At 41.5% G+C, this 15,264-nt stretch carries 12 protein-coding genes; 3 read left to right on the top strand and 9 right to left on the bottom strand.

Annotated elements, in window-relative coordinates; genetic code table 11:
- Positions 1 to 9: 9 nt before the first annotated feature.
- Together A4245_RS04265 and A4245_RS04260 are read right to left on the bottom strand one after the other, a co-directional pair.
- On the bottom strand, positions 10 to 888 hold the full coding sequence (locus A4245_RS04265; RefSeq protein WP_067726000.1) for a beta-keto acid cleavage family enzyme: 879 nt from the start codon (positions 886 to 888) through the stop codon (positions 10 to 12).
- Between the two features lie 294 nt (positions 889 to 1,182).
- Complete coding sequence (locus A4245_RS04260; RefSeq protein ID WP_067725998.1) at positions 1,183 to 1,719, bottom strand: TetR/AcrR family transcriptional regulator; 537 nt, start codon at positions 1,717 to 1,719, stop codon at positions 1,183 to 1,185.
- Positions 1,720 to 2,227: 508 nt separating this feature from the next.
- On the opposite strand from A4245_RS04260, the gene A4245_RS04255 reads away from it, so the two are divergent.
- Positions 2,228 to 3,817, top strand: a complete 1,590-nt coding sequence (locus A4245_RS04255) for an esterase/lipase family protein (protein WP_157087654.1) — start codon at positions 2,228 to 2,230, stop codon at positions 3,815 to 3,817.
- A gap of 593 nt (positions 3,818 to 4,410) precedes the next feature.
- Positions 4,411 to 5,184 (top strand): sulfite exporter TauE/SafE family protein, encoded by a 774-nt coding sequence (locus A4245_RS04250; RefSeq protein WP_234402344.1) that lies wholly within the window; start codon positions 4,411 to 4,413, stop codon positions 5,182 to 5,184.
- An 81-nt stretch (positions 5,185 to 5,265) separates the two neighbouring features.
- Here the strand turns inward: A4245_RS04250 and A4245_RS04245 are convergent, their stop codons facing one another.
- The 6 genes from A4245_RS04245 to A4245_RS04220 all read right to left on the bottom strand — a co-directional run bounded on the left by A4245_RS04245 (position 5,266) and on the right by A4245_RS04220 (position 12,372).
- Positions 5,266 to 5,892, bottom strand: coding sequence for a metal-dependent hydrolase (locus tag A4245_RS04245; protein WP_067725997.1), 627 nt, complete (start codon positions 5,890 to 5,892; stop codon positions 5,266 to 5,268).
- Between the two features lie 218 nt (positions 5,893 to 6,110).
- Positions 6,111 to 6,938, bottom strand: a complete 828-nt coding sequence (locus A4245_RS04240; RefSeq protein ID WP_067725994.1) for a mechanosensitive ion channel family protein — start codon at positions 6,936 to 6,938, stop codon at positions 6,111 to 6,113.
- 94 nt (positions 6,939 to 7,032) lie between these two features.
- Complete coding sequence (locus A4245_RS04235; RefSeq protein ID WP_067725993.1) at positions 7,033 to 8,010, bottom strand: Gfo/Idh/MocA family protein; 978 nt, start codon at positions 8,008 to 8,010, stop codon at positions 7,033 to 7,035.
- Between the two features lie 250 nt (positions 8,011 to 8,260).
- Positions 8,261 to 9,388 (bottom strand): M20 peptidase aminoacylase family protein, encoded by a 1,128-nt coding sequence (locus A4245_RS04230; protein ID WP_067725990.1) that lies wholly within the window; start codon positions 9,386 to 9,388, stop codon positions 8,261 to 8,263.
- Between the two features lie 422 nt (positions 9,389 to 9,810).
- Complete coding sequence (locus A4245_RS04225; protein WP_067725988.1) at positions 9,811 to 10,992, bottom strand: cystathionine gamma-synthase family protein; 1,182 nt, start codon at positions 10,990 to 10,992, stop codon at positions 9,811 to 9,813.
- Between the two features lie 165 nt (positions 10,993 to 11,157).
- On the bottom strand, positions 11,158 to 12,372 hold the full coding sequence (locus A4245_RS04220; RefSeq protein ID WP_067725987.1) for a M24 family metallopeptidase: 1,215 nt from the start codon (positions 12,370 to 12,372) through the stop codon (positions 11,158 to 11,160).
- Positions 12,373 to 12,726: 354 nt separating this feature from the next.
- Here A4245_RS04220 and A4245_RS04215 point away from each other — a divergent pair, with 354 nt between their 5' ends.
- Positions 12,727 to 14,346, top strand: coding sequence for a PucR family transcriptional regulator (locus A4245_RS04215; RefSeq protein ID WP_067725984.1), 1,620 nt, complete (start codon positions 12,727 to 12,729; stop codon positions 14,344 to 14,346).
- 203 nt (positions 14,347 to 14,549) lie between these two features.
- On the opposite strand, the gene A4245_RS04210 is transcribed toward A4245_RS04215, so the two are convergent.
- Complete coding sequence (locus A4245_RS04210; protein ID WP_067725982.1) at positions 14,550 to 15,263, bottom strand: DUF6320 domain-containing protein; 714 nt, start codon at positions 15,261 to 15,263, stop codon at positions 14,550 to 14,552.
- Position 15,264: the final 1 nt, after the last annotated feature.

The raw sequence follows: 15,264 nt of genomic DNA, 5'->3' as shown, positions 1-15,264 counted from the left end.
AAAATCCTCCTATTTTATCTTCCGCAATCCATATTGTTCACGTGCCTCTGCCGGTGTCATTATTTCAATACCATTTTGTCCAAGCATATTCACAGTCTTATCTACAAGCTGTTCATTACGTGCAAGTACACCTTTTTCCAAATAAAGATTATCTTCAAGTCCAACGCGAACATTTCCACCAAGAAGTGCAGTCTGTAGTGCAATAGGAAGCTGCATGCGTCCAATCCCAAATGCTGACCATGTTGCATTTTCAGGCAGACGGTTTTTCATATAAAGCATTGTTTCCACATCTGCTTCAGCTCCCCATGGAATCCCAAGGCAAAACTGGAACATTGGGTCTCCATCGACTAATCCTTGATCCACCAAATGTTTCGCATAGCTTAAATGACCCGTATCAAAACATTCCATTTCCGGTTTCACACCGCTTTGCTGAATTAATTTTGCTTGCTGTTCCAACCAATCAGTCGGACTCATATAAATAATGTTGCCAAAATTAATGCTGCCGCAATCCAATGTACACATTTCAGGAAGCAATTCCCCAACTGGACGATGCCGCTCCTCCGGTGTCTGTATGAATGTGCCGGTGCCTCCCATTGCAGGTGTGTCCAGGCTTGGGATAAAGTCACCGCCACCACCAGCTGTAATGTTGATGACAACATCCGTTTCAGACTCACGAATACGATCAACAATCTCACGATAATGCGCTACATCGTGACTGATTCCGCCAGTTTTCGGATCTCGTGCATGAATATGTGCTACGGTCGCACCTGCTTTTGCCGAAGCAATGGCCGAATCAGCAATTTCCTTTGGTGTTACAGGAACATAGCTGCTTTTATGTGAAGTATCACCAGCTCCAGTAACTGCAGCTGTAAGTAGAACTTTTTTCATCGTAAAACCTCCGTGTCCTTTTCCAATATTTTTTACTTTACCATCCAGACGGTTTATAAATACATTTGAAACTATAACATCATACCTGATTCGTTTCAAGGCGATTCAGTGTTTCAAACCTATTTTTAGGCGCTTACAATGTACATGCTAAAAGGCTTCGGCGAAATTTAAATTAAATTGAAAATTTCCGGAATTGGAAGCAGGAAAGGAAAATTGCAAATAAAAAAATCCATCGTAAATGAACAATTTAGGACAGTTCACGCACGATAGATATTTATATTGTTAACTGTTTGGCTATTCTTTTGCCCATTTGATGAGCGCTTGAAAGACTTCTTCTTTTTTACTATCCTCCATCCGATTGATGTCAAATAGCTCAGATAACCAAATTCCATCTGCTGCCAGCTGTATAATCGTTGCTTTCATCGGATCAATTCCATCCTTCTCCGCTTGATCTTTCCAACTTTCATACACTTCCCTGATCGGATCAAGCAACTCGGGACCCACTGCTTTTGCGGCAAGTAATACTGCATTTTTATTCTTATTCTCATCGGTTTGATTAAAAGTGACATTAACATAGGCACGGATCCATTTACCTATTTGTTCCGGATCTTTATCCATATCTGCTTGAACCTTTTCCTGATAATTTTCAGCCAAATGCTCCACCATTCCTCTAACAAGTGCTTCTTTAGACGGGTAATGATAGAGAAGACCACCTTTACTAAACCCGGCTTCAGCTGCAACAGCATCCAAAGTCAAATTAAAAATACCACGTTCATTCACTATCTTTGAAGCTGCATCCAAAATATCCAACTTACGAGAATTTCTTCCCATGATCATTTCACCTACTTCTGAGGAATATATTTTTACTATACTAGCTGGACGGTTTTATTTCAACCACGAAAAAAGTGCCTGTCACTTCCCGGTTTTTGTCGGTTATTGTCGAAGTGTGTATTGGTCAGTCATTACTGGAATAAATAAATCTATAGCGGAGCTTACCATCCGTTATTGGATATTCCTTTTCCGAAATAGGAAAGGGAGCATACATTTTTTCCGTATAAGAGAACTCTTCTCTGAATATAATTCCTCAGAGAATGCCTCAGTTGCACCACTGCAAGTATGAAGTTATACTACTTTCTTATAAAAATAGTAATATTAGCATCTGTATAATTAACACTCTAATAAACTATAATAGTAGAAAATACACCAAGGTTACACCAAGGTCCCCTATCTATATCACCTAATTTTATTTAAACCTCTAAAAATAGCATCTTATAATCACAGCTTTTTCAAAATCCCATCATTTATGATGTCCTATAAAAACTCTAAGGGAGAGGAAAAAATGAAAAGCTTAAGGAGTGGTTTTATGCTTTGTCTTTCCGCACTAATCACCGTTGGAATTTATCCGGTATCACAGGTTTCCGCCAGCACAAAAACCGTCACCGACCCCGTCAGAATAGATTCCCCCGCATCATTCTCCATAATGGGAAAAGGCGGGAATGGCAATGAGGAAACGCCTGGCACTTGGTATCTTGGTGCAACACCTGCTGATTTACAACCCGATGCCCCCGTATTGTTGTTCGTTCCAGGATTAAACAATGTCGCTCAAATATTTTGGGAAGACAATGATATGTATCAGACCGCCTACCATGCAGGTTATCAGACGGCATTTGTTCAGCTGTACGATGCTGGTGGAGAGTCGGCTGACATGTGGAATAATGGGAGACTGCTGGCTGAAAAAATCACAGAAATTTCAAATCACTTTGGTGGAAAAGACATTACCATTGTTGCCTACAGCAAAGGCGGGGTCGATTCGCAGGCAGCCTTGACTTACTATGGAGCATCAGATTATGTGGACAATGTCATCACTTTATCGAGCCCACACCATGGTTCCCAGCTGGCAGATCTTGCTTATAGCTCCGATGCAGGGTGGCTTGCAGATTTAATCGGAATGCAGGGCGAGGGCACCTATTCCATGCAAATGGCATATATGGAAAACTTCCGCTCGGAGACAGACACGAATCCCAATGCATATGTGAACGACTACTTTACGCTCGGCGGAACAGATTGGGGAGCAGTTTTTTCCTCCAACTGGTTTGGCGGCATGTACCTATCAAGCTATGGACCTAACGACGGGGTTGTCACGGCCAGAAGCAGCAATCTTCCAGGTGGATATGAATTGGCAATCAGAGAGTGGAATCACGCTACCATTCGCACTGGAATAACTTTTCCAACTTTTCAGGACTATTTGGAAGGGGATCAATTGCCACCTGCAAGTGATTTTTCGACTCAAACCAGTGAGAGCGAATCATTTCCACCGAAGGCAAACCAGTGGGTTCATGGGGCACCATTGGCGAAGAAAGATGTGATCACTGTAAATGTGGAGGAGGATGTTGAAAAACTTACGATTAATCTGTTGACCGCTAAACAGCTATCCAAGTTAAAAGTAACGAATCCCTCCGGAAAAAATGCGAAAACGAATGTACAGCAGATTCATTTGGAAGAAGGTATTTTCAAAGATGCTGTCAGCTCCGCACTTACGATTGAAAATCCTGAAGCCGGTGAATGGCAATTGGAATTGCGCACCAATACAGATGACAATGCATACTTATTGGTTGCTGATTTGAAAAAAGAACCGTATATGCAGGCAGAACTGATAAAGAATTTCACGATGCAGGACGATCTATACCAACTAAATATCGATACGAAGCATCTTATTGAAGACTCTTTAAGTGCAACCTATCACTTAACTGAATCAGCGAAACCGAATAATGAAAAGAAATGGACCGTAAAAGGGAAATCAAATCTTTCCCAGCAATTGAAATTGGATAAAGCAAATACCGTTTATAATATAACAGTGGATATTGAAGGCATTACAAACGATGGGCATACATTTAAACGTACAATCGTGGATTCTGTGTACGGAAAATAGAGTCGATATGTTTAATTACAGTTGGTAGTGATAATAAATGTTCCAAACATGGGGAATCCGGGATATAGTGTCCCTGATTCCTTTTCTTGGCAGACGGAAACCTGCATGGCGATCATGAACAGTTCGTCCGCCATTAGTCAGAGTGTAAAAAAATCCACCTTAACAATAGTTATACTTATTAATTGCATTACTGCTAATAAATGCCTGTTTCCTGCAACTATCTGAATAAGTTCGGATAAGGCTTTCACCAAAAGACTTAGCGACAAACAAGTTTTCTAATGAAAACTTTTCATCAGGAGTAATATCCGGCAACTTTTGAAGGTGTACTGTCATAGGCATATACTTCGTTTGTCCATTTCAATCGCTGTAAGCAGCATGTGGTCTTCTCTGTATCTCTTATGGTTTGCACCCACCTGCTTCCAATTTCACATGGAATATGATTCAATAATAAATATACTTTCGTTTATAGCTCCCTGATTTAGGATTGGTAAATGGAAGTTCTGTAGGGTATATTTTCATTTATTCTGGAAAACGTGATTCTATTATATGATAGCTCCATTTTCTTATGGGCGGAGATGATTTGGATTTTTATTTTGTATTTTTTAATCGGTCTGTCAGCTTCATTGCTTGGTGCAATGGCTGGATTGGGTGGCGGAATTATTATAAAACCTGTACTCGATCTGTTCGGTCATTATGATTTGGCGACAATTGGCGTATTGTCAGCTGCTACTGTTCTGGCAATGGCTACTGTATCACTTATCCAAGTTAGACATATGGATGCCAATGTTGATAAAAAGATTGGACTGCTTATTGCGTTTGGATCTATTTTGGGAGGATTTTTAGGAAAAGGTTTATTTAATTTTCTGCTTAATCAAGTCAATTCGGCGAGTATGATCGGTATGCTGCAATCCGGGCTATTGGCCATCATATTAGCCATCATTTTCCTGTATGTGAGATACAAAGGATTGCTGAAGTCTTACCAGCTGTACAGTAAAGGAATTATTCTGTCGGTAGGCATCATCCTAGGGATGCTTTCCTCCTTCCTTGGTATAGGCGGTGGACCACTCAATGTAGCTGTCCTGTATTTGCTTTTTTCCATGAATGCAAAAAATGCTGTCGTAAACTCCACATTCATCATTTTCTTCTCACAGCTATCCGCTCTTGCACTAATTGCTGTAACGGAAGGATTTGGCGATTATGATCTATCAATGATCGGTTATATGATTGTCGGTGGCATAATCGGAGGTTTTATCGGTAGCAAACTCGTAAACAAACTGGCGAATGTACGAATAGAACTGGTATTTAACTCAACACTAATGATGATTATTTTATTGAACGTATATAACTTGATAAAATATATACTATGAAAAAAGGATTTCCCATCGGAAGTATGATTCCGGGAAATCCTTTTTGACATAATTCGACATATTTCGGGGAGTGACAGGCATCTAAAATTCCGCTGAAGAGAAAGGTAAGAACAATTTTACTCCACGTTTGTTGACCGGGAGAAATTTGCTGTCTGCAATCAGGTGACTTATGTATCCAGCCAGGCAAGTGTAGAAAACACCGTCAGCTTGAATGGATATTTCCAGTTGATAAGCAATGGCTCCGAGAAAAACAACTCCCAATACCGAGTGTGTGTAGGTTCGATGTGAAACATAGGATGCGATCAGAATGTATACTCCGAGCAGTATCAGCCAGACTTCCTGCAGGGAAATACCGCCCCCGATCACTCCAATACCTGTAATCAACAGCATATGCCTCTGCTTAAGGTATGAGGATAATACCAGCATTCCGACACCTATTCCTATACCTGAAAAACAATCCGCTGCCCTTCCTTCATAAATACTATAAATAATCATCAATAGCCCGATTATTTGGGCAACAGACTGGATTACCCTGTGGGAAAAGGTTATTCTATTGCGCAGTTTGCCATCGACATCAAGATCAGGCATCAATCCCGATACCGCTCCCAATCCAACTAGAAGGAATGTATCAACAGGCGTTGAAGCAACATTGTTTGCAACAATAAATCCTGCTGCTGCACCTATTGCAGCGTGTGCTGTTCCATTCATGATTAATAGCCCCTCTTGTTGTAATATTTATAAACACCGATGTTTATTTTACAGGAAAAATTGGTAATGTGGGCTAGGGATTAATGACTATTTATTAGAGGCAGATAACTATTTCCAGTATGTGAGGTAGGCCCCAACAAAACAAAAAGTAGCCCCATAAAAATAAGGACTACTTCATTCGACAATATTCTACAAATTCCGGGAAGTGACAGGCACCGTTATTTCTGTATGAGCACCTGATGTGGATATGGGATTTCGATGTTTTGTTGATCAAATACTTCTTTGATTCGTTTTTTCATGTCACGCTCACATTCCCATTGCAGTCCATTCTCTGTCTGGCCGACCACACGGAGAACAACATCGGAGGCACCAAAGCTTTGGACGCCGATTGCATTTGGGCCATCTTTAAAACGTTCATCCAACTGGAACTCCGAGCAAATCGTTTCCAGAACCTTGATGGCCTGGTCAATATCCGTATCATAACTAATGCCAATATCAACGAGGGCTCGCATATTCCCTCTCGAGTGATTCGCCACCCCTTCAATGTAACGGTTCGGCACATAATTTAATGTACCATCAAAGCTGCGAATTTTAGTGGTGCGCAGACCGATTTCCTCTACGATTCCATCATAGCCTGCAGTTGTTACATAATCATCGACCTCAATTTGCCGCTCCAGCAGCACAAAAAATCCTGTTACAACATCACTGACGAGGCCCTGTGCACCAAAGGCAATTGCAAGCCCAGCTACCCCGGCACCAGCAATGATCGGTCCTATTTCAATTCCGAGTGTCGTTAATAACATGACAATTAAAATAAAAATCATTACATATGAAAATAGGTTAACAAGCAATTTTTCAAGTGTTTTCATCCGTCCAGGCGATGTTTTCTGCCTAATGGATGCTTTGTTCAAGGCTCTTTCTATAAGTTTTTTGCCAATCGGAACAACGATCGCATATAGAATAAGCAGCAGAATTATTTGCCCAATCACCGGTAAAATAGCGCCAACTATCTCCCCAAAATCAATTGTGTAACCAAAAATCTCCATCATTCCACTCCTTCCAGCAATTAAATTTTCGAAAGTTGAAATAAACATCTATTTTGGAATCACGCAAATTTCCTTTTATGTAACCCTGCACCATTCAATCCGCTTCAAAAACTATCCCACCGTCTTTTCTTGCTTCTTCCAATACACCCACAACAGACAGCGTATAATCCAGCAGCTCATAACAACGTTCAAAATCTCCCGCTTGAAAAATCTTCTGGAATTCTGCGACTTCATAGTATAGGCGGTTTGTTTTCGTCTGGGCATTCATCCTTATTTCCCTATCGCCAATCGTTATCATCACTTCCTGACAGCCATTCGCACCGTTTAAAACATTCAGATACCCTTTTTCCCCTTGGATCATTGCAAAGTTCATACTTTGCGTATCCTTCGCGCCAACACACTCGGCAATAAAATCCGGATATTTCATTACAGCGACGCCCGATGTATCAATTCCATTCGCATGCTTATTCGCTGTATAACTTACCGATTCCGGCCCGCCAAAGAGGTTCATGACAAAATGCAGATTATAAATGTTGATATCCGCTAAAGCGCCACCTGAAAATTTAGGGTGGAACACATTCGGCATTTCACCGTTCTTCAACTTTTCGTAACGGCTTGAAAACTGGCTGTAATTGCATTGAACCAGCTTAATTGGACCAAGACTGTCGAGATGTTTGCTGATTAATTTATAATTTGGCATATGTATCGTTGAAATGGCTTCAAAAATCATCAGCTGTTTTTCTCTCGCCAGCCCAGCTAACTGTTCCGCTTCTCGAAGGGTTGATGTAAATGGCTTTTCACAAATAACGTTTTTGCCATGTTGAAGTGCCATATATGCCTGCTCAAAATGGATACTGTTCGGCGATGCAATATACACAAAATCAATCGCCGTATTTTCCATTAACGCATGCAAATCTGTATAAATAGCAGAGATATCAAATTTATCTGCCAATCTTTCAGCAGACTCCTCTCTGCGGGAATAAACTGCCACACACTGCTCCCCATCCACTTCATCTACGGCGGAAAGGAATAGTTCAACAATACTTCCTGTTCCAATTGTAGCTATGTTCATTCGTTACACCCCACTCCTATGAATTTTCCTGTTTACAAATTATCTTATCATGAAAGATATTGTAATATCCAAAACAATAGCTGCATACATCCATTTTCCTGAGATGCTATTTCGTTAGAAAACTTGGCATGCGCCAAGCCTTTCGGCGAATGCCTTAGTTGCACTTATGCAAGCAAGAAAGTTTATACTCCCTTTCTTACTTGCTAAAAAACTCTAACTTCCGCAGCAACCACTGCGGAAGTTCAAAATCCTATTGAATGTTATACGTATTCAGCACCGCTCTGTGCAAAATTTCCACGCCATTCATCAATGCCTTCTCATTGAATGTCATGTGAGGATGATGCAGTCCAGGCTGAAGATCACAGCCCAACCCTAACATGGTAGCTTTCAGGGATGGTTTTTCTATCGTATAAAAGTGGAAATCATCGCCACCAGGTGTAACAAGTGGCGGGGTAAGATTCTCCTCACCGATTGTCTCTTTGATGGATTGACTCATAATCGAAATTGCTTCTTCATTTGTTTCAGCAGCAGCTATTCCGCCAACAGAGGTTATTTCGATATCTACATCGTATAAATTCCGAATCGATTCAAATATACTGTTCACTTTCTTTTCCAATTGGTCTATCAATTTATTATTTTGTGCCCGGAGATCAAGTGAGAAAGATGCGTTTCCCGGTATGATGTTTGTATTTTTTCCACCAGCCTGGAACTTAGTCATTTTAACAGAATGGGGAATCCTTGGATCCAAGTGAATCTGGCTGATCATATTGACAATCTGTGCACCAATTTCAATGGCATTATGATTAAGATGAGGTCTCGCCCCATGAGCATCCTCTCCCTTAATGTCTGCACTGTACATTTTCGTGGCACCATGGACGATTACTGGTGTCGCCTGTCCCATTTTAGTTTCCTGTGAAGGTCTAAGGTGAATACCAAATAGATAATCGACATTGTCTATAACCTTCTTCTCCACCATTTTCAGTGCGCCAGTTCCATTTTCCTCAGCAGGCTGAAAAATAAATTTTACCGCTACCTGATCAGCTATTTCCGGTGTTTGCACCAGTTTCCACAACACACCTAAAACCATCGCCATATGTGCATCATGACCACAGGAGTGATTCGCCTGAAATTTGCCGTTGACTTCCTGCCACAATGCATCCATATCCGCACGTATCCCTACAACCGGAAGGCCTTTGTCAAAATTCCCAAACTCCCCAATGACCCCTGTACAATCCTCAAAAACTGTAACATTACAGCCGCTTTTTTCTAGTTGATTCTTAATATATTTAGTCGTCTCCACCTCTTCCCAGCTGATCTCTGCATGATTATGCAGATAATGAAATGTATCATTAACTTTTTGTTCAATCGTGTTTCCCATCATTCGCCATCCTTTATAATGTGTTTATAGGCGGGTTGTGTTTTTCCGCGTTCCACTGTGTGGTTAATTAATTCAAACAGCATCAAGTTGATTAAAGACATCGTTATCGGAATTTTTCATATTCCTGTTTAGCATAAGAATATCATAGAATCTGATGAAGTGGCAGTGAACGGTGAGAAGTTAAGAAATATACTATGTATATTGAAAATAAGTGGCTGGTCCATAACTAAAAATACCATTTCTAAAACATGTGATTGCAAGATTAGCAGGCTTAAAAAAGAAAAAAATCCGAACTAATTCGAATTCTAACTAAAGAATTCAGAATCACAGTTCGGATTTTTCTATAACTAAACCACTTTTGGCCGAGCATCTTCCTCACATCTCTCGACAAAATATGACAAAAACCGGGAAGTGACAGGCACCTATAAAGTAGCGAATGCTTGTTGCAGGTCTCGAATTAAATCTTCTGTATCTTCAATCCCGGCAGAAAGGCGCACCAGTCCTTCTGGAATTCCCATTTTCGCCCTTTCTTCCGGTGTACATTCTATATGGCTTGTTGTTCTGGCAGGTCCATATGTTGTTTCCACGGCACCCAAATTTGCAGCTCGATTGGCATAGACTAAATTGGGAAGGAGGATTCTCACAGCATCCATACCACCTTTAAGGGAAAAGCTGAGCATTCCGCCAAACCCCCTCATCTGCTTCAAGGCAATATCATGATTGACATGTGTCTTCAGTCCTGGATAATAGACATCTTCCACCACATCCTGTTGAAGCAGAAATTCAGCGATCGCCATTGCATTCTTTTCCTGCTGCTCCACCCGCAGCTTCAACGTCTTCATTCCTCTCAGCAGCAAGTAGGCTGCCCACGGGTCCATCGTAGCTCCATTGATTTCCCGGTAATGATAGATCGGCTCAATTAATTCCTTCGATCCGCAAATGACTCCACCCAATGCATCCGCATGGCCTCCCAAAAATTTCGTCGCGCTATGCAGCACAAGGTCAGCACCGAGATCAAGCGGATTTTGATTTATTGGCGTCGCAAATGTATTATCTACAATGACAAGCGCACCTGCCTCTTTTCCTTTTCTCGCCATCCGCTCGATATCGGTAATCTTTACGGTAGGGTTTGTCGGTGTTTCCAAATACAGAATTTTACAGCCTTTCTCGACCTCCGCTTCCATATTCTCATGGTTCCCCGTATCACAAAGGGTAACTTCGACATCCATTTTCGGTAAAAATTCCGTGAAAATCTTATTTGTGCCACCATACGTGTCTTTAATGGAAACAACCCTGTCGCCTGGCCTCAGAAAGGTATAAAGCGTATTGCTGATTGCCGCCATTCCTGTGGAAAAACTGGTCGATGCTTCTGCACCTTCGAGAATCCGCACCTTTTCCTCAAAAGCCTGAACCGTCGGATTTGTGTTCCTTCCGTAAATATGACCCTGTTTCTTGCCAACCGCCACATCATACCATTCATCCATATCGTCATAGTTATATGCCACACTCACAATGACCGGAACCTGTGAAGCTCCATGAACGAGTACATCCTCTTCCCCTGCCCAAACTGATTTTGTTCCAATCCTGCCATGTTCTTTACTCATGTTACCAGCCTCCCATTTATTTATATTTTCCTTTTACCAATCAGCTGCCAGCATCTGAATGCTGTAACCACCATCTCCTTGACCTAGAAACCGGCATTCATTCCAAAGCCCTTTTTTACCTGTAAATTACCCATCAGCATCTCAGGATGGCTCCCTTCCCTTTTATCAAGTATTCTCATGTAAGCCACCAATCTTAAAGACCTGTTGTGAAGGTTTGACAAACAGCTTTCTTGGAAAATCGGCAAAAGTTTCACATCCGTTTTCCGTTACCCTTATCGATTCACTGAGTTCCACGCCATACTCCTCAAGCCAAATTCCCGGTATAACGTGAAACGTCATATTTGGCTGCAGGACTGTTTGATCACCCGGTCGCAGGCTTGCAGTATGCTCTCCCCAGTCTGGCGGATAATTGAGACCCATCGAATAGCCGATGCGCGTATTTTTGATAAAACCACTTTTCGCAATTGACTTGCTCCAGACTGCCTCAACCTCTTCCCCGGTCATTCCCGGTTTGATCCCATCGATTGTTGCATTTAATCCTTCAATGACAGCATCTGCCAGGTAGGTCACTTTAGGATTAGCTTCTCCAAGATAGACGGTACGGGAAAGCGGCGAATGATAGCGCTTATAGCAACCAGCCAATTCCAAAGTGACTGGGACACCGGATTTATAGGGGGCATCTGTCCAGGTAAGATGCGGGGCTCCTGTTTTTTTGCCGGATGGCAGAAGTGGCATGATTGCAGGATAATCCCCGCCAAATTCAACAGTCCCGCTTATTTGTGCATGCATGATCTTCGCAACCACATCACACTCCCTTACACCGACTTCAATGGCATCAATCCCTGTTTGCATTGCCTTCTCAACGATTTTTGCCGCATTTTTCATATATTCGATTTCTTGATCCGATTTAATCATTCGTACATCATTCACGAGATTCGTCGCATCCATGAACACAGCCTGCGGAAGTCCCGCCTGTAATTGCGTCAAACATTTTGCCGTAAAATAATACGTATCCATTTCAATTCCTATCCTGCTTCCTGCCTGACCTATTTCCCTTAAAATCCGGCAGACAAAATCCATGGGATGGTTTTCCCTGGAATGAACATAAATATCTGGGTAACCGATGATATGCGTCTCACTAAGCCAGGTAGTTGCCTTCGCTCCATTCAAGTCCAGCTCACGGCCAATCCAGAATGGCTCCTCTTCATCTGGAAGAATCATTAGAAGCTGATGTACGTAAAATGACCACCCATCAAAGCCGGTTAAATAATTCATGTTCGCCGGGTCGGTGATAAGCAATACATCCAGCTCATTTACAGTCATCTTTTCTTTTGTCTTCCGAATGCGTTCCTTATACTCTGTAAGTTCAAAAGCAGTCATTTCACAAATCAACCCCTTTGTAATTAAAATAACCCCATTAAATTTAATTGAATTATTATAATAATCTTATAACTTATCGTCTGCTATTACTATTCACCATTTTGTATGAAGTTTATTAGACAGTTTTTATTATTTTAATTTTAATGATTTTTGTGGAATTCCACATAGATATATGCCAGAATACATAACAAAGGTATTGTGGATTGGAGAGGTTTACAGGTTGGGGAAGTTTAGGAAAAGCGCCTCTGCAACTAACCTTTGAGGATTTTTATGAAGCATGACAACAATACTCTCACTTAAAAGCAAGAGAAGCCGATAGTCAACATATACATATTCAGAAAAGGAGGTCATACATTGCAATATACCGTGAAGGATTTATTAACGAATCCATTATTGAATTCTGCCAATCTATTGGCTGCTGAAACGATCATTTCCTCCCAGCCAATTGAATCGGTTACCGTAATGGAGATGCCTGTCGAGGATTTTGTTTATCACAATGAGCTTGTCTTAACAACAGCCATCGGATGCGGAAACAATCCTGACCTTTTTCTTTCATATGTCGAGGCTGTCTTCTCTGCCGGTGCAGCGGCCATGGCCATTTCCACAGGGAGGCATGTGCTGGATATCCCCGAGCAAATTATCAGCTTTTGTCAGAACGAGAACTTCCCTTTGATTGAACTTCCCTGGGAGCTGCGGTTTGGAGATATTATTAAGATCACGTTGGAACAGATTAACCAATGGGAACAGAACTCTCAGGCAAAGGCAGATATTATTCAACGCAAGCTTCTCCGATTATATATGGAAAATAAATCCCTCAACGACGCGCTTTCCTATTTATCAAAGAATCTTAAAATGACTGTCACTGTAGAAAATGATGACAAAAACACATGGATTGACCCTACATTAAATGACTCAGATACACTACTAACCACATACCATCAGAAAGAGCCATACATCATTCATTCCAAGAATCACGGCTTTACGCAAATCGTCCCGATCCATATGCCAGCACATGAATCATATCGGCTTCTGCTGGAATCGAAATCGCCGAACGCCACTCCAATTCCATGGCTGATTCTCAAACAGGCCGTTACGATTCTTTCCCTCTGGATTCTGCAACAAGAAACAAAAATAAACAGAGAAGAGAAGGAAAAAGAAGAATTCATGCAAATTCTATTGAATGGAGACTGGTCCACCGATGGCAAGGAGGATTTTATTAAACAGGGGGAAAAATTAAATTACGAGGTTGAGTTACCTTATGTATGTATCGTTGGTTACCCTGAAAATCTTATGGAATTTTATCAAATCCCAAACAGCGATTCCATCGGTAAAATCGAAAATACGTTCAAAAAAAGCGTATCAACTATTCTCGAGTCTGCAGCCAAGTCACTTAAGAAAAAGATGATATACACCTTTCATCGCAATTTCGTTATCGTTTTTATTGAATGTACAGAAGAAAAGGCTAGCGAGGACGCACACCTTTTTCTGGATAAAATTGATCTGTCTGTTGAAAAAGGCAAGATTCCCGCATTTTCCTTGGGGATTGGAGAAAATCAGGCAGGAAAATTCACGTTCCACCTAAGCTATCAAAATGCAAGGACAGCACTCGAGATTGGCAGGACCCATAAAGGCCCAGGACAACGATTCACCTATGCCAACACAGGAATCTACCAACTGCTGAGCGCACTGATGAACAACCCGTCCGCTAGCGAAATCATGCATTCTACCATTGGAAACATTGCAGCCTATGACAAAAATAAAGGACTTGACCTGTTGCACACCCTCGCAACCTATATACACCATCAGAAAAATGTAAGCCAGACAGCCCGAACTCTATCACTGCACCGTCAATCGCTACTGTACCGATTGAGAAAAATTGAAAAACTGACGGACCGGTCACTGGATAACCCGGATGATGTTTTTTTGCTGGACTTGTGTTTGAGGCTGTGGGGAGTGAGGTTTGAACGGAGATGACAGGGGCAGTTGTTGGGAGGCGATCGATTTGGGAGGTTGCGTTTAGGGGCTGCCGCTTGTTTCGAGATGAATATCACTTGATGTATGCTGTTACTCGCTCTAGTCACTGGCAAATAATCACGCAATTTAAACAGAGAGAGAGCGAGCAGTGTATTCCACTGTTCGCCCTCAATACCCAAAACTCCAACCACATAGTGCCTTCCTCACAAATGAAACTTCCTCGCAATCTTCTGCTTCACCTTTTCAGGCATCCCATACTTAACATAAATCATAATCAATACTACAGGCAACAGTTGCAGTGCTGTGACAATTAGCCAATTTGAAAGATTTGTTTCGCCTTGATACCTGGTGATAAAAAAGTTTATCCACATCGATAGGATTACGACTGCGATAAAGAAAAATCCGAGGACGTTAAAACCTCTTACAGACAAGGCTCTTATGACGCTCCAGTATGCTACACCTATGACAGATGTCCCGACAACAATAGGAAATGCTAACGGAAAGAACCATTCAAGTCTGCCATTAAAATTGTCCAATCCAAATAACAGGACTAAGCATATCATTCCAATACCAATAATCACTTTATAATAGCTTTGAACATAACCGAAGGAAAAGTATAAAACACCCCAGCCGGCAAGTATACTTATATTACTGTATCTTGACCATGTAAACGTGCCGTTCAGTTCATAGTCTACGTAAAACATGATGCTGACAGCCACGAAAACCAATAATGTCACAAATACGAAAATCCGATTCAGCACTCTTCTCAAATGTGCAGGATATGGATTAGCTGCCTTAGGAAATTTCCTGACCGTTTCGTCCTCGGTATCATTCACTTTCGGGATGTGAAAATTGCATAATGGGCAAGGTCGATTATCTTTTTCAACTTTAATGCCGCACTTTGGACAATATGCCATC

The sequence above is a fragment of the Oceanobacillus damuensis genome, assembly GCF_001618145.1.
Classification (GTDB): Bacteria; Bacillota; Bacilli; order Bacillales; family Amphibacillaceae; genus Oceanobacillus; species Oceanobacillus damuensis.
This window is presented reverse-complemented; position numbering and strand designations above follow the sequence as displayed.